Annotated in this window: 17 protein-coding genes; 9 read left to right on the forward strand and 8 right to left on the reverse strand. The window is 49.1% G+C overall.

The genetic code is table 11. The features are described from left to right. From ACR9Y8_RS02200 to ACR9Y8_RS02215, 4 genes are all read right to left on the reverse strand, one after another. Entirely contained in the window at nucleotides 1–2,403 is a 2,403-nt protein-coding gene (locus ACR9Y8_RS02200) for a hypothetical protein (protein WP_481211588.1), read from the reverse strand. Nucleotides 2,404–2,445: 42 nt separating this feature from the next. Then, nucleotides 2,446–2,658, reverse strand: coding sequence for a hypothetical protein (locus ACR9Y8_RS02205; protein WP_481211589.1), 213 nt, complete (start codon nucleotides 2,656–2,658; stop codon nucleotides 2,446–2,448). A gap of 13 nt (nucleotides 2,659–2,671) precedes the next feature. Further along, complete coding sequence (locus ACR9Y8_RS02210) at nucleotides 2,672–3,112, reverse strand: hypothetical protein (RefSeq protein ID WP_481211590.1); 441 nt, start codon at nucleotides 3,110–3,112, stop codon at nucleotides 2,672–2,674. Between the two features lie 62 nt (nucleotides 3,113–3,174). After that, nucleotides 3,175–3,891: a hypothetical protein gene (locus tag ACR9Y8_RS02215; RefSeq protein ID WP_481211591.1), complete on the reverse strand. Its 717-nt coding sequence runs from the start codon at nucleotides 3,889–3,891 to the stop codon at nucleotides 3,175–3,177. Nucleotides 3,892–4,233: 342 nt separating this feature from the next. On the opposite strand from ACR9Y8_RS02215, the gene ACR9Y8_RS02220 reads away from it, so the two are divergent. Continuing rightward, nucleotides 4,234–4,362 (forward strand): hypothetical protein, encoded by a 129-nt coding sequence (locus ACR9Y8_RS02220; RefSeq protein WP_481211592.1) that lies wholly within the window; start codon nucleotides 4,234–4,236, stop codon nucleotides 4,360–4,362. A gap of 93 nt (nucleotides 4,363–4,455) precedes the next feature. On the opposite strand, the gene ACR9Y8_RS02225 is transcribed toward ACR9Y8_RS02220, so the two are convergent. After that, nucleotides 4,456–5,346 (reverse strand): hypothetical protein, encoded by an 891-nt coding sequence (locus tag ACR9Y8_RS02225; RefSeq protein ID WP_481211593.1) that lies wholly within the window; start codon nucleotides 5,344–5,346, stop codon nucleotides 4,456–4,458. An 899-nt stretch (nucleotides 5,347–6,245) separates the two neighbouring features. Here ACR9Y8_RS02225 and ACR9Y8_RS02230 point away from each other — a divergent pair. The 8 genes from ACR9Y8_RS02230 to ACR9Y8_RS02265 all read left to right on the forward strand — a co-directional run bounded on the left by ACR9Y8_RS02230 (nucleotide 6,246) and on the right by ACR9Y8_RS02265 (nucleotide 12,775). Further along, nucleotides 6,246–6,659, forward strand: coding sequence for a hypothetical protein (locus tag ACR9Y8_RS02230; protein WP_481211594.1), 414 nt, complete (start codon nucleotides 6,246–6,248; stop codon nucleotides 6,657–6,659). Nucleotides 6,660–6,716: 57 nt separating this feature from the next. Beyond that, nucleotides 6,717–7,343, forward strand: a complete 627-nt coding sequence (locus ACR9Y8_RS02235) for a hypothetical protein (protein ID WP_481211595.1) — start codon at nucleotides 6,717–6,719, stop codon at nucleotides 7,341–7,343. Further along, a complete protein-coding gene (locus tag ACR9Y8_RS02240) occupies nucleotides 7,340–8,143 on the forward strand; it encodes a sensor histidine kinase (RefSeq protein WP_481211596.1) in 804 nt (267 codons plus the stop codon). The genes ACR9Y8_RS02235 and ACR9Y8_RS02240 overlap by 4 nt, the downstream gene beginning before the upstream one ends. A 101-nt stretch (nucleotides 8,144–8,244) precedes the next feature. Continuing rightward, nucleotides 8,245–8,922, forward strand: a complete 678-nt coding sequence (locus ACR9Y8_RS02245; RefSeq protein WP_481211597.1) for a response regulator — start codon at nucleotides 8,245–8,247, stop codon at nucleotides 8,920–8,922. 105 nt (nucleotides 8,923–9,027) lie between these two features. Further along, complete coding sequence (locus ACR9Y8_RS02250) at nucleotides 9,028–9,873, forward strand: DUF2911 domain-containing protein (RefSeq protein ID WP_481211598.1); 846 nt, start codon at nucleotides 9,028–9,030, stop codon at nucleotides 9,871–9,873. A gap of 228 nt (nucleotides 9,874–10,101) precedes the next feature. Next, the gene (locus ACR9Y8_RS02255) at nucleotides 10,102–12,225 is read left to right on the forward strand and encodes a hypothetical protein (protein WP_481211599.1); all 2,124 of its coding nucleotides are present in this window, start codon (nucleotides 10,102–10,104) and stop codon (nucleotides 12,223–12,225) included. 8 nt (nucleotides 12,226–12,233) lie between these two features. Next, nucleotides 12,234–12,524: a DUF1360 domain-containing protein gene (locus ACR9Y8_RS02260; RefSeq protein WP_481211600.1), complete on the forward strand. Its 291-nt coding sequence runs from the start codon at nucleotides 12,234–12,236 to the stop codon at nucleotides 12,522–12,524. 59 nt (nucleotides 12,525–12,583) lie between these two features. Beyond that, nucleotides 12,584–12,775: a hypothetical protein gene (locus ACR9Y8_RS02265; RefSeq protein WP_481211601.1), complete on the forward strand. Its 192-nt coding sequence runs from the start codon at nucleotides 12,584–12,586 to the stop codon at nucleotides 12,773–12,775. Here ACR9Y8_RS02265 and ACR9Y8_RS02270 read toward each other — a convergent pair whose 3' ends face one another. From ACR9Y8_RS02270 to ACR9Y8_RS02280, 3 genes are all read right to left on the reverse strand, one after another. Continuing rightward, entirely contained in the window at nucleotides 12,776–14,485 is a 1,710-nt protein-coding gene (locus ACR9Y8_RS02270; RefSeq protein ID WP_481211602.1) for a sodium:solute symporter family transporter, read from the reverse strand. Nucleotides 14,486–14,728: 243 nt separating this feature from the next. Then, nucleotides 14,729–14,890: a hypothetical protein gene (locus tag ACR9Y8_RS02275; RefSeq protein WP_481211603.1), complete on the reverse strand. Its 162-nt coding sequence runs from the start codon at nucleotides 14,888–14,890 to the stop codon at nucleotides 14,729–14,731. A gap of 15 nt (nucleotides 14,891–14,905) precedes the next feature. After that, nucleotides 14,906–17,389, reverse strand: a complete 2,484-nt coding sequence (locus ACR9Y8_RS02280; protein WP_481211604.1) for a PIG-L family deacetylase — start codon at nucleotides 17,387–17,389, stop codon at nucleotides 14,906–14,908. Nucleotides 17,390–17,485: the final 96 nt, after the last annotated feature.

The following is a 17,485-nucleotide window of genomic DNA, read 5'->3' on the forward strand; positions in this document are numbered from 1 at the left end:
TTAGTTTATCTGGTAATGCAAAGAGATGGCGGTATTGAATTTGCCATAGTAATAATTGGCGGCTGTATTCTTCAGGTTCTGCCGGCCGTCTGCAGAAATACTCAGGCTCCAGCGCTTAAAAAGCTGCGCTGCTGCCTGCTGACGGAGGCCCACCTGTGTTACAACATCTTTATTATCGAGGTAGATGAGTGAACTGCTACAGGATAATTTCCACAGGAAATACTGGTAACCGGCTTCTGTATTCAGCAGGTTATTATAGACAGCCGCATTATTGATATCACGGCTGTACAAAGCGCTGATCATCACCATACCAGGCCCTGCCATCCAGGTCTGCATGGATGTTGCATTGATAAAAAGGCTTTTCACAGGGGCATCGGGCTGCATATAATTCAGCTGTTGTACGCCCAGGCTACTGTTATTGCTAAAAGATTTACCGGCCAGCGTTCCATTCGCCTGGCTGGTAAAAGACATCTTCCGGTTGAGGAAGGCAGTATATTTCCCGGCGTCCGTGGTTTCATTTAAGGTATTCTGCAACACATTCATGCTAAGCGTAAACCGCCGGGTAAAACGGTAACGGGCATCGAATGCATATTGCAGGCTTTTGCGTTTATTGTCTGTCAGCGGCGAAACGGCCAGATCACGGATGTCCGTACGTAAGCTGACAACAGCCCTGTTACGCAGCCAGCTGCGTTTTACAAGAAAACCGTACTGCAACGTTCCCCTGCCGGCGAATGGAGCGCCTGGATTCACGTAACCCAACCCGGCATAGTTGAAGTACACTTTGTGGGTGAGCCCTATCTTCTTCACATCACCGTTATAAGCCATGCCAATGGAGGCAGTAGCCCATATATCGTCCAGGAAATGACCTGCGGCAGATTTAGACACTGCAGCAGCATCCTGGCTGCTGTTACCAAACTGGCCGGAGGATTTGGAAAGTTCAAAATCGATGGTTCCTGATTCTCCCAGCCTTACTTGTTGGGAAACAGCCCCTACAAAGACATTCCTGCTGATCGCTGCCGTGTTGAACCCATACTGTTGTTGTGGTTTGGCATTTGCATTTAACACGGAAACATGGCTTTGTTTACGCCCGATATCTCCACGGCCGATACGCAAAAACTGCATACTGTAATTGCCCCGTCCTGTGGCAGATTGTAAACCGGCATCCTGGACGCCCAGTTCATTACTTTTACCGGCTGCCAGCATCATAAATTTATTTCCCTTCAAAAAGGAACCACTGGCCCCGGTCATAAACAGGTCTGACAAAGATCCTTTGCTGGCATTTGCGCCAATACTACCCAGCTTCAATTCCTTCATATTCATCATCAGCCGCTGCAAAGGGCTCATGTGCAATAAATTTCCGGCTATCCGGGATGTATTCTCCGGTTTTTGCAGCCATCCTTCAATATCCCCCCTCACCTGTTGCCCGCTGCCAAGCATTTTGTTCATTTCCTTTACGCTCCCCATCTGCTTTTTCAACGCCATCACTTTATCATAGTATGCGGCTGAAGTATCCCTGTTCCGGATCAGCACATTGCTTAACTGTGCACTGTCCAGGTACATGAGCTGATCCGCAGACAGGCCGGCTCCCAAACTGTCTTTTCCTCCTTTAATGGCCATCAGTTGATCAGCAGCATACTTTTTCATACTACCTTTCACGTCCAGGTCTTCCAGGAAATATTTCTTAAGATCATATTTTCGCTGCAGTTGCTGGTTGATCTTATCCAGGTAAGCCTCACGATCAAAAGAGATCTTCATAAAATGAGCATCCTGTAAGCTTGTATTCGTATAGTCGTACCCAGATAAAGTGGAGTAATTGAGCTGAAAGGGAATACTGCCAACAGAAAACACATCCTGTACGGTTCCCTCGTTCCACCAGCCAGACATCATGGCTGTAGAATCGCTATAGGTAGACGTCCAGGACACTCCTTTCAGCTGGTTCTCCGGCTTGCCCGGCAAGGTAAAACCTCCCGGAAGCTGTTGATTCCTCAAAGCATAGAATCCCCGCAGCTTATTATCTATATAAAGCGTTTGCCTGGCGCTATCTTTCATACCATCAAAAGCGCGCTGCATCCTGGCAATACCAGCTGTGGTATTACCTGCGCTCATGTACTGTACAAACTGCATCCTGGCGCCCGGATGAAGCCCGCTTAACCCCAGCTTGTCAAAAGGAAGTGTAGGTGATAAAGTATCCTCCGGGCGAAGAGCGGCCACCCTGTTATTAATAGCAGTCACTACGGCCGATTTCAACACAGGTTGATGGGTCAGGCTTCGCTCAGCCAGGTTGTTGGGTAAACTATCCTGTAAAATAGGGGGCCATATGAATGAGCTGGCAAAAGCAGCTGGCATCATCCATACCATCAGGCACACCATTACCGGGAGTACCTTGCTGTATATTTTATACATAATAATAGATATAGGGTCTTCCTAAATAACGTTATCACGCTTTTATTCGTTCTCGACTGCTGCCTCCAGTGCTGCCAGGCGTCTCTCGCGGTCATCCAGCAACAGCTGCCGTTTGTTTATCTGCTGCTCACGTGCAGACAGCTTTTTTTCCTGTGTTATCAGGTATAGGGCCGTTTCCTCGATTTGCTGCAAAAGCTTTGCCTGTTGCTGGCCCAGATCGAGGTCATTTTCACTTACTTCTTTTGCCGAAGGCATACCAGGAAGATGCTTATACGCTGCTATGAAGCTTTCTACTTCCGTCAGGGGGGAGATCGTACGAAGGATCAAAGACAAAATCCGCCCAGTTATTGGGTGTTACTCTTACCTTTTTGGCCAGTATTTCCCCGTTAACAGCCAGCTTAACTTTAGGATTAATGGTGCCTATTCCTATAAAGCCCGGATTTTGCCTGATATACATCAGCGACTTGCTTTTATCTGAATCGTAAAATTCCCAGCCCGAAGCCACGGTATTAGATGTACAGTCAAAACGCAATACACCGGGATCAGCCGGAGACGGCCTCAGGTAATGTGTCCATATATTTCCATTGACAGGATCTGCGCTAAAACCCAATCCATCTTTATTTTTAATAGAGATGCTGTTGGTGCTTGTATTACCCGCCGTAGTAACCGCCTGAAGATTGGGAGTTTGAGAACTGGCTATCAAAGCCATTCCCAAAAAAGTAAGTATTAAAAAGAATAATTTATTATTCATAGGTATTATCGCAGCTGGTCTTATTTATTATTACTCCTTTTCTCCAATTTTCTCAGGCGCATGTCTTGTTCCGTAAATATGCTGTCCTGCGCTTTCATCCGCTGCTCCTGCTCCATCAATTGCTTATGCTGCGCTATCAGGTGTAAGGTCATCTCCTCGATCTTTTGCAACAACTTCGCCTGGTTTTGACCAAGGTCAAGTCCTTGCTGGCTAACCTCTTTTGCTGAAGGGATTTCGGGAAGATGTTTATGTTCCGCAATGAAGCTTTCCAGCTCCTGTAAAGAAGGCAATTTATAAGAAGGCTCAAATACGAAGTCTGGCCAGTCGTCCGGTGTTACCCTTACTTTTTTAGCATAGATATCTCCGTTAACTGCCAGCATTGCCTTGGGATCTGTAGTGCCTATTCCTACAAAGCCCGAAGACTGCTTAATGAACATGACGGTTCTGCTAAGATTTGAGTTATAAAACTCCCAGCCCCCGGTTGCGCTTGAAGAATTGCAGTCGAAACGTAATGTTCTCGGCTCTGCCGGCGAGGGTTTCAGGTAATGAGAAGACGTGCTGTAATTGGTGCTTGCATCCACTCCTACATTCAGGCCATCTTTGTTCCAGATAACGATGCTCTTGTTGGTGAAACTACCCTGATCAGTGACCGCCTGGAGATTGGGTGTCTGGGCGCGGGCCGTCACAGTTAATATACCCAATATAAAAAAAGCAAAACCCGGTTTACTGTTCATCATTTATTGAAATAGTTATTAAGTTCAGATGATGATCTTTTTTTGAACAAGCACCAGGGATACGCATAGGTATACCGGAAGAGCATTATCTCCCGGGTATCGATATAGGGTCCTCCTGTTAAATGAACATAGATCAGCTTAGACAAAGGCACAGGTGCCGTTATACAACACCGTTTCCGTTTTTTTCGGAACAGCTGCTGTCTCCAGGCACATGCTGGCTGCTAAATTAGAGCAGCGCTTCGGGGGAAGCTAAAAAGGTTCAGGAACGGTAGTGTATTGTTTACGAACGGCAGAGAATGATCGGGGCAGGCGGCGCTGGCACTGGTGAACGGTTATGAAAAAGGAATGCCGGGTTATACTTCCAATGCGGGCGATAACATCTTCAGCGACGATACTGCAGGAGTACAGCTGACTACCGTTAGTGGTAATCTCACGGATGGATTTGCGCTGGCTATTAAACAGAATGTGCCATAAAATAAAAAAAACAGCTACCTGGGAACTGGCTGAAAGGTAGCTGTTTGTATGAACATTGGGGCTCTCAAACAAGATGACTCCTAACTAAAACTCCTAGAATGGCGCTAATGACAAAAATTCGTCCTGATACTTTTTCCTTTGCTTTGACATCACCGACCAGTTGCCGAGCCATTGTGCCAGGTGGCTGGTCGCCCTCTTCATGGCGGAAGGTTGAATGATGATATTAAGTAAGGTACAGGGAGCGATCGCTCTTCGCTCAGGACTTTGTGCCGATTGTATGTCCTCTTCCCAAAGCAGCTGGTTCTTACGGTATACTTTGAAGTATACATCCGGTCCTTTGTGGTATTGACCCTGGCGGACCGGCAGTAAAACGCCGGCTGACATATCCTGGATGCCGAACTGCACTTTATAACGGCCTAAGCCATTGGTTTGGGCAACGCCCAGTAAGCGCTTGTTCAGGGCATTATATACTTCTACTTTTAATTGCGCCTGGCCGCTCATGGCGCCATGATGTTTAACCGTACCACTGATCACCCAGGTGCCGTAACTGCCCCTGATCTGGTTCCAGTGTTCTGATGGTATTACATACGCAAAGGCCGCCAGGTACTTGTCTCTTGTCCGTTTCCAGTGAGGTACCAGCCTGCTCAGATGATACTGGGTCACGCTTCGCTTGCCTGAAGCGCGCCCGGGCATCTGTTCCAGGCACAGGTCCAGTTCCAGGGGTTCAGTAAACAAATGTATCTCTTCCCAACTGAGGCGGAAGTCGCCTCTTTCATCCAGCACCGTTTCAGCTAACAAACGATCTGCTTTCCGGACCACCTCAGTGGGAGAAAGCTGTTTAAGAGGATTGAAATTACCTTTACCGGTCATATCTGACGGGTAACGGCCTTCCGGCAGGTAGATGCGTAAGCGCCCTTTAGCCATCGGCTCAATACATTCATCACAGATTAGCGCAGAGATGTTTCCAATTAACAGGTAACTCATAGTCTGAAAGGTTTAAAAAAAAGGGGTTAACGAGTAAACCCTGGACCAGCTATCCTCTCTCCTGGATAACCGACTTTTTTCTTCTTCTCTTTTTCTCTGCATACCGGAAGAAACAAACATGGGTAGAAAGGCCCAATTCAAATATTAACCCAAGTATTGCCCCTCTCCAAAATATAACGTGATTCTTTCGTACTCAGGTTGATGATACAAAGGTTGGGAATAATGCAAGAGCAGTCAAGCGTTAATCACGCAGAAAATGAAAAATGCGTACTTCTACGCATTTTCTGCGGGAAATACGGTAGCGCCTGATGAAAATGAAAATAAAGAAGGGATTGCCGGCTGACAAGTCCTTTAAAATGAATGATTTAACATTTAGCCTTAGCGACGGTCCTTAACATATAGATCCTCAGGTCTCTGCTGTCCGGGCTACCAGCCAGGTGAGGCAGCCCCTCATCCACCCGGCGGAGCTTTTATTATCATACTCCGTTAGCCCGACTTACCTTAATAAAAAAGACTGGATACTAATTGAACATAATAAGGGCACGCGGGTTATTAATTGCTAGAATGTTGATATGACTAAATAGTAATTATAAATTAAGAATATAATAAAAAACGGAGATAATTCTTTACAAATAAGCACTTTTAATTGCCTGCAAACCCCTGCATATAAGGGTCATGCGTAGAACTACGCATTTTTACGGGAATGTACTGAAACTTAGCTGTTCACCTGACACTAAAAATCCCGCCAAACATAATACTGTAGCAGGTTTGCAGCGGCGTCAACTTATACTTAACACAAAAGTGTCATATATATGTAAACTGCGAAAAGTGGGATTTTGTAATAACTTTACCGCCACTGGCTATTATCTAACATCCTAATTAACTAAAACTGATGTCACATGAGTACAACTGAAAAAAAACACTACCCCCGTGATGCCGGAGAATTTATCTCCCTGAAAGACGCTGACAAAATGATCGGCAAGTTTAAAGATCATGAAAAGAAAAGGGTCGGCAGGGAAGACTATACACAAGCATACTTCTTCGGTAAAGACAAGATCCAGGAACTGCTGAATTGCCATGAGGACATTGTAGGTATCCGTATTTATTATGGTATGGACGTGGACGGCGACGGTATAGACGACAAGAAAATGGTGATCTATGCAGTAAACAAGGAAGGTAAAAATGTTCCTTACAAACGACCCAGACCTAAAATTGCCGGATTAAGCTTCACTGCGCCCACAGACGACCCACCGAGTGATGATGATGGAGGTGCACTTGATGGCGGCTTAAAATGCCCTACATATTGTCCCTGAGTTGATTAGTTAAAAAAGCCATTTTAAGTGCGAATAGACAATATCATTTTTTACATCATGATGGGGATCGAATGTTTACTTTTGATCCCCTTCACTTTAAACTATAGATCACTGGATAAATCTGGCAAATGGGCTTATTACTATCTTCTATCCAGTGTTGTTTACGCCGTTGGTGCGGCTACGTTAGCGAGAGTGTTCGGCAATAACCTATGGTTTTCTTCTTCGATGGACCTTGCACAGTTTGTTATACTCTCTGTGTTCTATTACCTGGTAATCAAAAAACCTATTATAAAAACCCTGATCAAATTCCTCCCAATACCTGCAATCGCACTTTTTTTCATTGACCTTTTCAAACTGGAAGGCCTTTCCGCCTATAACTCTATTTTTGCTACTGTAAGAACATTCCTGCTGCTTTGTTATGGCATCGTCTTTTTCTGGCAGCTGCTGTTTGACGAAGAGCTGGTAAAAGAAGCCGTATTTATTAATACCCTGGCTAATTTCTGGTTCAACGCAGGCTTGTTTATCTATCTGTCCTGCTCATTCATGGATAGTCTTACCTATAGCGTCTTTCTCAAGTTCTCTATTGCTGAGGCAACAATTCCTGCGCTTGTTTTCATTAGTGGTATTTTGGAATCGATTCTTTTTTATATTGGTCTTCTGAAAGCAAAAAAACAGCGTATATGAATATTGTTGAAATAGTTATTATGGGAACGGCAGCTATGCTCTTGCTGGGCATACTGGTCGTAGTGCTCGTAATATTTCAGCAAAAACAAGTCATCCAGCATAAACTCGCCCTTCGGGATAAAGACCTGGAGCTCCAGCGGGAACGCCTCGTAGCCGTTCTCCAGGGCCAGGAACAGGAGCGCAAACGCATCTCCGAAGACCTGCACGATGAAGTAGGCGCCCAGCTGTCTGTCCTGAAACTGAACCTCGGCCAGCTCTCACAACACCTCAAAACCGGTAACGGCGAAGCCGAACGCCTCAAAGAGACCAAAGAGTTCACCGACACCATCATCCAACACCTGCGCTTCATCTCCCAAAGCCTGCATCCCCAGGCCCTGGATAACCTCGGCCTTTCTCATGCACTGGACTCCTTTTGCAGCCTGATGAACAAGAACAAACAGGTGGAGATCTCCTTTAAGACCTCCGGCAACGGCCACCCGGTAGACCGCGAAAAGGCCCTTAACGTATACCGGGTAGTACAGGAGCTGATGAACAACATCCTGAAACACGCCCAGGCCACCGAAGTACTGATCACCTACCATAGCACCCCCTCCCTGCTGAGCATCGACGTGGAGGATAACGGCAACGGCCGCCTCCTGGACTCGCTGGACCAGTCCCGCAAGAAAACCGGTAGCCTCGGCCTCAAAAATATCGAGAGCCGCTTGAATATTATCGGCGGAAGTATCAACTTTGCAAAAAGAACGCCAACAGGAACGGTCGCGCAGATCCGGGTAGAGAACTACCAGCCCGCGATCGGATAGCCGGAAACTTGCTAGATATTAAATTGTTGACAGTTAAACGTTAAGAAAAAAAATCACTTAACTTTACGGGCTATTATACTGTTATCACAATTCATCTCCCTATGGCTGACAAGATAAAAGTGGCGATTGCTGACGATCACAAGATCTTTCGAAGCGGCGTTATTAATACGCTTACCCCATATGATAATATCAATGTGGTGTTTGAAGCAGAAGATGGGGAGCATCTGTTAAAGATCATGGAGGAAGAGCAAGTGCCGGACGTCATACTGATGGACCTTAAAATGCCTAACATGGACGGCATCCAGGCCACCGTGCAGGTAAAGGAAAGGTTTCCCGAAATAAAGATCATCATTCTTACCATGTACGAAGACGACAACTTCATCGTGCACCTGGTAGAGAATGGCGCCAACGCCTACCTGCTCAAGAACGCAGAGCCAGAAGAGATCTACGAAGCCATCTGTACCACCTATGAAAAAGGATTCTACTTCAGCGAGAATGTCAACCTCGCCCTGCTTAAGAAAGTGCTGCACAAGAACCGGCAGCAGTTCAAACCAACCTTCAGGAACAACAACGCCAACACAGAACTGCAGCTGAATGAACGGGAAAAGGAAGTACTGCAGCTTATCTGTAATGAGTTCACTACCCAGGAGATCTCCGAAAAGATCTTCCTCAGTCCCCGCACCGTAGAAGGCATCCGCCAAAAGCTGCTGGAGAAAACCAGCGCCAAAAATACCGTGGGCCTGGTAGTGTACGCCTTCCGCAACGGACTGATAGAATAAACAGCTGCAAGCTACTAGCCGCTGGCTGCTAGCTAAAAACTAAAACGGCAAACAGCTAAAAGCTAAAAGCCAACAGCTAACCGCTAAATTTAAACCACCAATTATATGAGAACACTACGTTATCACATGGCCGCAGCCGCCTGCGCGCTCTTGTGTTTTGCCCAGGGCGCTTTTGCCCAGAACTTTAAAATGCCGGCTCCCAGCCCCACTCAAACGGTAAAGCAGGATTTTGCACTCTCCTACGTGGAAGTGAACTACTCCCGCCCCGCTATGAAAGGCAGGACCATCATGGGCGACCTGGTGCCTTACGGTAAAGTATGGAGAACCGGCGCCAACAGCGCTACCACCATCACTTTTGGCGACGACGTAAACTTCGGCGGCAAACCCGTTAAAGCTGGTAAATACGGCCTGCTCACCATCCCCGGCCAGTCTGAATGGACCGTGATCCTCACCAAAGACCTGAACGTAACCAGCCCCTCCGCCTACAAACAGGAGAACGACGTGGTACGCATCCAGGCACAACCCATGGAACTGCCTTTCTCCGTTGAAAGCTTCCTGATCTCTTTCGACGAGGTATTGCCAACTTCCATGAACATGCTGCTGCTGTGGGATAAAACCGCCGTACCGGTAAACATCACCGCTGATATCGATACCAAGGTAACCGCCCAGCTGGATGAAGCCATGAAAGGCGAAAAGAAACCCTATTTCCAGGCAGCCTCCTACTACTTTGAAAACGGAAAGGATCTGAAGAAAGCCCTGGAATGGGCCGACGCCGCCGCCAAAGAAAATCCGAAAGCATTCTGGATTTATCACCTGAAAGCCAAAATACAGGCTAAAGCAGGTGATAAAGCCGGCGCAAAGGCAAGCGCCCTTCAGTCTATAGAACTGGCTAAAGAAGCCAAGAATGATGATTATGTGGCATTGAATAATAAGCTGATCGCAAGCCTGTAATCATTAGCCCTTAGCTATTATTAGCTCTTAGCTTTTAGTGCAACCTTGGGTTAAACACTAAAAGCTAAGAGCTAACTGCTAATAGCTCCCAATTCAGGTATTTCTACGCTTTTCTCCCATTCCCCCTTCCCCTACATTTGCATCGTAATACACCGCAAACCCCAATCAGATCTGCAGATTTTTAAAGCGGAGCGTTTGTTTTTCTAAAACCCCAAAAATGTAATTATCATGCCATCCCGCACCAAAGAGCTCAGCGCCAACGAAAATGTTGAGCTGAGAAGCAAGCAACATTTCCTGCTCCTTAAAAACCCGAACTATTTCGGTATACAGGATAAGGAGAGCCCCCTGAACGAACAGTTCAAACCAGCACTTGAACTGTTGTATAACACATTTTATGAAGAACTTACCTGCGTAAGCTACAAGCCCGACACCCAGCGCCTGAGCGCCATCGTGAAGGTAAAACAGGGCGCCGGCTACAGCGGCGGCCCCTGTACACCGGGCAGCAAAGAGTATGTGCGCTTTTATGTAAGCTATGACAACGGCGCCTCCTGGGAAGATGAAGGCGTTGTGAATTTTGACATCCACGATTTCGGCAGCACAGAAGACCTCTGCTACGAAGTATACAAAACCTTCGTACCCAAAAAGAGAGCCTGTTGCGATAAACAACCGGTGCTGCCCCTGGTACGCGCTATCCTTTCCTGGAACCAGCTGCCGCCGCCCGCTTCGCCCTTCTGGCCACCCATCTGGGGCAATGTGCTGGATGCACGCATCCAGGCGGCCCCGCGTACCGGCATTATCTGCCTGCTGGATGATATCTTCGTGAGCGCAGGCGTAAAGCTCGACCCTAAGCAGTTTGAGTTCATAGAACAGGCGCTGCCCCCGTTGGATTATACGCCTGAAGTGAAAGAGAATTACACCCTGGAAGAAATCACCAGGATCTATGGTAAGGATATTGAGCCCTCCCGGAAAGGTTTTGGCTTTGTAAGCACCACCCTTTTTACCAAAGCAGCCGTAAGCGCAGAGCAATACAGCCTCCTAAAGAAATATGACCTGGATATCAGCGCTATCATCGATGCCCTGCAGCAACAGCAATTCAATACCACCTACGAAGAAGTCACCTGCGTAGGCCTGAACCGCGACTTTGATACACTGAATGCAGCGATCCATATCAAACGCTCCGCTGGTTACTCCGGTAACCTTTGTTCCAAAGGCTCCCGGGAATACCTGGCCTATTACATGGATTTCGGCGCCGGCTGGGTATACATGGGCACTTCCTCCGTAACCGTGCATGACATTGCACTGCCCGATGGTGGCCTCTGGTACAATGCCCCGCTCAAAATCGCACTGGATCCCTACCAGAAAGAATGGTGCCAGACGGGCAGGGCTAAAGTAAAAGTGATCCTTTCCTGGAACTGGGTACCGCCCGTTAATCCCAACTGGGTAGCGCCATGGGGCGATTGGGAAGAATGCAACGTAGAGATAAAACCCCTGCCCAACGGCGTGAACCCCGGCCAGCTGAAACCCTTCATCGAATTGCTGGGCGGCATGCCGGTTGACCTGATCAGCAGCGTTACCGGCGAAGCCAATGGCCTGCATACTCTCGGCTTTACGGCCGTTGAAAGCCCCTTTGGCGGTAATACCACCTTACGCGGCCGCTTCTTTAACCAGAACAACCACAACTTCCGCTACAGGATTAGGGTAATAGAGCCCAGCACCGCCATCCATTCCGTAATGACGCCGGTGAAGATCAAGACAGATACCTTCGGTACCATCTCGCCGCAGATCACCCTCACCCCGGATGTAAACGGCTGGATGCCTTACATGGCTGATCCCGGCACCAACACCTTCATTGTAGACGACCTGTTTGGCAGCTTCGTACCGGTGGAAAATGGTGTCCACTATATCAAGGTGGAATTCGAAGACACCACCCTGGGCGGCGTATTCTACAACAGCCAGTGGGTAGCATTCCGGGCAGACGTGCATGCACCGGATGTTGACGTGACCATTACCAGCGGAGGCGGCGACTGTGGCGACTTCCCGCCGGGTAGCACTATCTCGGGTACTTACCATATATTTGACAACGATAGTGCGGGCATGAGTTTGTATATTACCCCTGCAGCCGCAGGCACTACCATACAAATAGACGGCCTGGCCACTGCATCCCTGTCTTATGGCAGCGTAATGTTCCCCTTGCCTAACGCAGGCAAATCCGGTACCTGGACATTGCAGACCACCGGCGCTACGCCGCCCTGCGGTTACAATATCTGGATACAGGGTCACGACCGTACCATTGTGGGCAGCAGCCAGTACGGGTACTATGCATATATGCCCAAAGGCTTCTGTCTCGGATAAATAAAACGATGCATACTTATTATCTCATACTAGCTATTCTGGCAGCCTGGAGGATCACACATCTCTTCCAGGCGGAAGATGGGCCTTTCGACATCATCTTCCTGCTCAGGAAAAAAGCAGGAGCAGGTTTCTTCGGAAACCTGCTCGACTGCTTTTACTGCCTGAGCATATGGGTGGCCCTCCCCTTTGCGATCTGGCTCGGCATATCCTGGCAGGAAAAGCTCCTGCTCTGGCCCGCCATCTCAGGGGCAGCCATCCTGCTCGAAAAACTGACATCCAAACAAACAATAGACCACTAAAAAACATTACTATGTGTTGCGGAAAGAAAAGGGCCGCATTAGCGACCCAGTCAAGAGGAATGGCACAGCCCCCAAGAGGGCCCGAGCCGGAGATGCTCGCCTTTCAATACGTAGGCGATACCTCGCTTACAGCCACCGGCAGCATTACCGGTAAAACATACCGCTTTGCGGCTAAAGGCGCCATACAGCTGGTGCACCGCCAGGATGCCTCCCGGCTGAGAGATGTGCCCAACCTGGTGCAGTTAGACTGATCACGGCGCCGTGACGGCGCTGCTGCCTTTCTTTTTAGTGAAAAGATGAATGATGAAGGCCAGCAGCACCACCAGCACACAGCCGATCACATTCAGCCAGAGGAAGGAAACGATCTCCATCTTGTAGATGGTGATCACCAGCACTTCAGAAACAATGGCCGACCAGAAAGTGGCGTTACCATCCAGTTTTTTGATGTAAAAAGCTACCATGAAAATGCCCAGTATCACGCCGTAAAAAAGTGATCCCAGCACGTTCACCGCTTCTATCAGGCTTCCCAGCTCGCTGGCGAACTGCGCTACCATGATACAGAAAATGCCCCATATCAAGGTCCACCATCGCGAGACCTTCAGGTAATGGGCCTCCGAATCGTCTTTGTTGATCATCCGCTTATAAACATCCACGATCGTCGTAGAGGCGAGAGAGTTAAGCGCCGCGGCTATACTGCCCCAGGACGCCAGGAAGATAATAGCGATCAGCAGCCCTACCAGGCCTTTCGGAAGATTATTCACCACAAAGTGCAGGAAGATATAATTAGTGTCATTATCGTCGGCAGCCGGGTCGGCCTGTTTGATCAGCTTCTTCGCCTGCGTGCGGAGGTCTTCTGCAGCGGTTTCTGTCTGGTGAAGCGCATCCTGCGCCTGGCGGATGCTTCCTGCATCTTTTCCTTCCAGCGCGCCGGCCAGGATCTTTACCTGCTGCTGTTTGGCGCTGGAAAGCTGGTCATAGCGCTGTTCCAGGTCCTTCAGCGCCGTGCCGTATTCAGTACGATATACCTTATTCAGCTGTCCCTGGTTAAAGAAGATAGGAGAACGGAAGTACATATAGAACACAAATACCAGCGCGCCGATCAGCAGGATCAGGAACTGCATAGGTACTTTTACCAGGCCGTTCATCAGCAGCCCCAGCCTGCTTTCTGTCACTGATTTGGCAGTGAGATAACGCCCTACCTGCGACTGGTCCGTACCAAAATACGAAAGCGCCAGGAAGAAGCCGCCTATCAGCCCGCTCCAGATATTGTATTTATCCTGCCAGTCAAAGCTTGTAACGATCACATTCAGCCGGTCCATCTTACCGGATACATGCAGCGCTTCATTAAAGCTGATATTATCGGGCAGTAAATGCACCACCATCCACCCCGCCAGGAACATCCCCGTAAAGATCACGGCCAGCTGCAGCGTTTGCGTATAGCTCACGGCCTTGGTGCCGCCAGACATAGTATAGATGATGAGCAGACCGCCCATCACCACATTGGTCCAGTAAATATTCCAGCCCAGTAAGCTGCTCAGGATAATAGAAGGCGCATAAATGCTGATACCCGTTGATAATGCCCGCTGTACCAGGAAAAGCACCGCCGTTAGCGTACGTGTTTTAAGGTCAAAGCGCTGTTCCAGGAACTCATACGCCGTATAAACCTTCAGCCGGTGAAAAATAGGCACAAAGGTGATGCAGAGCACCACCATTGCCAGCGGCAATCCAAAGTAATATTGAACAAAACGCATCCCGTCAGTATAGGCCTGACCGGGAGCCGAAAGAAAAGTGACCGCGCTGGCCTGCGTGCCGATAATAGACAGCAGGACAATATACCAGGGCATGGATTGGTTGCCCAGGAAATACCCGTCAATATTCTTATGCCCGCGGCTTTTCCAGACACCGTATAGAATGATCCCAGCCAGTGTGACGATCAGTATGATCCAATCCAGTATGCTCATGAGAATGTTTTGGTGAACAGATAGAACAATATGATCAACACGACCAGGAAGCCGGTCACTAACAGGTACCACATCCACCAGGCGGGGAATAGCGGTGGCTTCTCATTTTGCATGAGTTCTTGGAATTACAGGATTTTAAATCAATTAATAATTAAAAATGAATAATTAATCATCTGAGGACATGTAACAGCGCTTGATACATGTATCACGGTATTATTAATTCTTAATTATTCATTATTAATTTCATCTTCTGTTGATCAGGGAGCCGCCTAAGAGCCCTAATCCAATGCCGATTAGCAGCCCTATATGCACCCGTTTGATCATAATACCGATGATCAGCCCGAGTGCGATACACAAACCGGCTGCAACATTCAACCGGGAGCGGTCTGGCGCTTGTTTTCCCATTGGCTCGCTGTATTGTTATTTTTTATCTGAAATAAGGTTCACGAATAAACGATAAGCGCCCGGTACACCTGCGGGCAGCTGTCTGAAAAATGCCAGCGACGTATACACGTAACGTCCTTTTCCATAACGTGCGATCAGCGTGCCGCCATCCAGCGGCTGCTCTCCTTTATCGTTCATTACAAACAGCTTTTCGTATGCTTTGTCCGCATTAGCCGTAAAGTACAGGCCACGCTCCTGCACCCATCCGTCAAAGTCCTGCTGCGTCAGCTCATTGGGATAATGCATCACGGCATGGTCAGGCAGCAGCCAGGTCACCTTGGCGGTTTCGTCTGTCACCCGGTCGCCACGGGAAAGCGTAAACGGAAACGGTCCCAGCTGGCTGGTCACCAGCGGCGCATTGGTATTATACTGTACCAGCAGCGTGCCGCCGTTCTTCACATAGTCCATCAGCCCGGGCTGCCAGTACTTCATACGCTCGTTGATGTTATAGGCCCTTACACCGGTAATGATCGCGTCGTATTGCGAGAGGTTGCCGCCCATGATATCCTTTTCATCCAGGGCCGTTACCTGGTATCCTACCTGGCGCAATGCGGCGGCCACCATATCGCCTGCCCCAGCAATGTATCCCAGCCGGTTGCCGTTATGCTCCAGGTGCACCCTTACCAGCCGCGCTGCTGCGGGCGGGAACAGGGTGATCGGCGGTATATGATCGTAATTGATGGTTTGCAGGCTTTGCGTATATACCTGTCCGTTGGTGCTGACCGCTACATTAAAAGTATCAACGCGGTTGGTGCCGTTCACCGCTGCAGGGGCAATGCTGAACCGCATTTCTGTTTCATCGCCTTTGCGTTCCAGCTGGAATGGCTGCTGCTGCGGACTGGCCTTAAACCCTGCAGGGAGCTGCAGCTGAACGTTGCCATCCGTATGATCCGCCATGGCTTTCAGCTTCACGGTCACCGGTTGTGGTTTGGGCTCGGTGAAGATAAACACCTGATTACTCAGGTTGGCCACTACGCGGGGCGCGATGACCAGCGGCTCATATAATTCTCCTTTAACAGGATCGGTATGCTTGTATTGAAGCGGTCTTACCACTTCAAATGGCTGTCCCTCGATTTCCAGCTGAATAGTAGCCTGTAAGGCCGGGATGTTCTCCGGGCGGCCTACCAGCTGCTGGTCTTTGATGGTATAAGTACCCAGCGGATGCCTGTAATCTTCCAGCCAGTAGGGTTGTGATACAGGTGTATTGGCCGGTACGGTAATTTGCTGCGGGATGGTCAGCAGCTGATCAAATACCAGCGGCTGTTTGCTGAAGGAAGTATCCTTTCCTGCCACACTGATGGTTTGCAGCTGCACCGGTACCTGGCTGTTATTGATCAGCTGTACGCTGGTTTGCAGCGGCTCACCAGGCACGATCACCGGCGTAGTGCTGTAGGCTTCTACCCAGAGCCCCGCGCAGGCCAGGATCAGCTGTTCGGTTTCCTTCAGTTTCTGGGTTTTCCAGTAACCGTCGGGCAGTGCGCTAATGGCTTTTCGTATAGCCAGCAACGCGGGCACAGATGCGGAAGGGTTGTCGATATTATAAGCTGCCAGCGCCTTGTCTATCTGCGCGCCGATCGCTTTACCGCCGGGCACGCGGTCCCAGCTGGTGTTCACGCCATCCAGCAGGTTGTGTACCGGGGCTTCGCCCTTAATAGTGGTAAAGTATTCCAGCGCGCTGCCGCGGGTGGCTGCTACGCCGAAGCCCTGGCTTTTATGCTGCGAACGGCTTTCAGCAGCGATCTCTCCGTAGCCCCTGCCTAAGAGCACATTAAAGGCGCCCACATCGATCTTATACTGATCCGGTGCAGTGGTATTGATGTTGCCGAAGCTGAAGGTATTCCACAGCAGGCGTTTGGCCTGCCAGGGTTTTACGTATTTAAGTTGTTCGGGATAGCGTGCAGGATCAGCGGCTGCTTCAAAGGCCTCTGCCGCCAGCATGGCGGATGCAGTGTGATGGCCGTGGCCTGCGCGGCTGTCTGCCGGGAAGCGGCAGATGATCACATCCGGTTGAAAGTTCCGGATCACCCATACGGCGTCTCCCAATATCTTGTCCTTATCCCAGATCGTGAAGGTTTCCTGCGGGTTCTTGGAAAAGCCGAAGTCCTGCGCGCGGGAAAAAAATTGCTCTGCACCGTCTATACGGCGGGCGGCCAGCAGCTCCTGGGTGCGGATCAGCCCCAGTAACTCCCCCTGTTCGTTGCCTACCAGGTTTTGTCCGCCGTCGCCACGGGTAAGCGACAGGTAACCGGTACGGTATAATTTCTCCTTGGCAAGGTAGCTCAGCAAACGGGTATTCTCATCATCCGGGTGAGCGGCCATGTAAAGCACGCTGCCCAGCGTGTCCAGTTTCTTCATTTGCAGTTTAATGGCGGCGGCATTCAATTGCGGTGAAGGCTGCGCCCACAAAGGCAGGGAGACGATGCTGGCTGTGATTCCTGTTAATATGGTCCTTAAAAACATTTCGCTGCTGCTGTTTACAGATCATCAAAAATAAGCATTTAATATCCGTATGTTCATTACTATGAGATGAAAATTAGGGAGTGGACACATAGGCTG

This window comes from Chitinophaga sp. SVR4-12A (genome assembly GCF_056754765.1).

Coding starts and splice junctions, on each gene's coding strand:
- ACR9Y8_RS02200 (WP_481211588.1), bottom strand. CDS start 2,403: ATGTATAAAATATACAGCAAGGTACTCCCGGTAATGGTGTGCCTGATG.
- ACR9Y8_RS02205 (WP_481211589.1), bottom strand. CDS start 2,658: ATGCCTTCGGCAAAAGAAGTAAGTGAAAATGACCTCGATCTGGGCCAG.
- ACR9Y8_RS02210 (WP_481211590.1), bottom strand. CDS start 3,112: ATGGCTTTGATAGCCAGTTCTCAAACTCCCAATCTTCAGGCGGTTACT.
- ACR9Y8_RS02215 (WP_481211591.1), bottom strand. CDS start 3,891: ATGATGAACAGTAAACCGGGTTTTGCTTTTTTTATATTGGGTATATTA.
- ACR9Y8_RS02220 (WP_481211592.1), top strand. CDS start 4,234: ATGCCGGGTTATACTTCCAATGCGGGCGATAACATCTTCAGCGACGAT.
- ACR9Y8_RS02225 (WP_481211593.1), bottom strand. CDS start 5,346: ATGAGTTACCTGTTAATTGGAAACATCTCTGCGCTAATCTGTGATGAA.
- ACR9Y8_RS02230 (WP_481211594.1), top strand. CDS start 6,246: ATGAGTACAACTGAAAAAAAACACTACCCCCGTGATGCCGGAGAATTT.
- ACR9Y8_RS02235 (WP_481211595.1), top strand. CDS start 6,717: ATGATGGGGATCGAATGTTTACTTTTGATCCCCTTCACTTTAAACTAT.
- ACR9Y8_RS02240 (WP_481211596.1), top strand. CDS start 7,340: ATGAATATTGTTGAAATAGTTATTATGGGAACGGCAGCTATGCTCTTG.
- ACR9Y8_RS02245 (WP_481211597.1), top strand. CDS start 8,245: ATGGCTGACAAGATAAAAGTGGCGATTGCTGACGATCACAAGATCTTT.
- ACR9Y8_RS02250 (WP_481211598.1), top strand. CDS start 9,028: ATGAGAACACTACGTTATCACATGGCCGCAGCCGCCTGCGCGCTCTTG.
- ACR9Y8_RS02255 (WP_481211599.1), top strand. CDS start 10,102: ATGCCATCCCGCACCAAAGAGCTCAGCGCCAACGAAAATGTTGAGCTG.
- ACR9Y8_RS02260 (WP_481211600.1), top strand. CDS start 12,234: ATGCATACTTATTATCTCATACTAGCTATTCTGGCAGCCTGGAGGATC.
- ACR9Y8_RS02265 (WP_481211601.1), top strand. CDS start 12,584: ATGGCACAGCCCCCAAGAGGGCCCGAGCCGGAGATGCTCGCCTTTCAA.
- ACR9Y8_RS02270 (WP_481211602.1), bottom strand. CDS start 14,485: ATGAGCATACTGGATTGGATCATACTGATCGTCACACTGGCTGGGATC.
- ACR9Y8_RS02275 (WP_481211603.1), bottom strand. CDS start 14,890: ATGGGAAAACAAGCGCCAGACCGCTCCCGGTTGAATGTTGCAGCCGGT.
- ACR9Y8_RS02280 (WP_481211604.1), bottom strand. CDS start 17,389: ATGTTTTTAAGGACCATATTAACAGGAATCACAGCCAGCATCGTCTCC.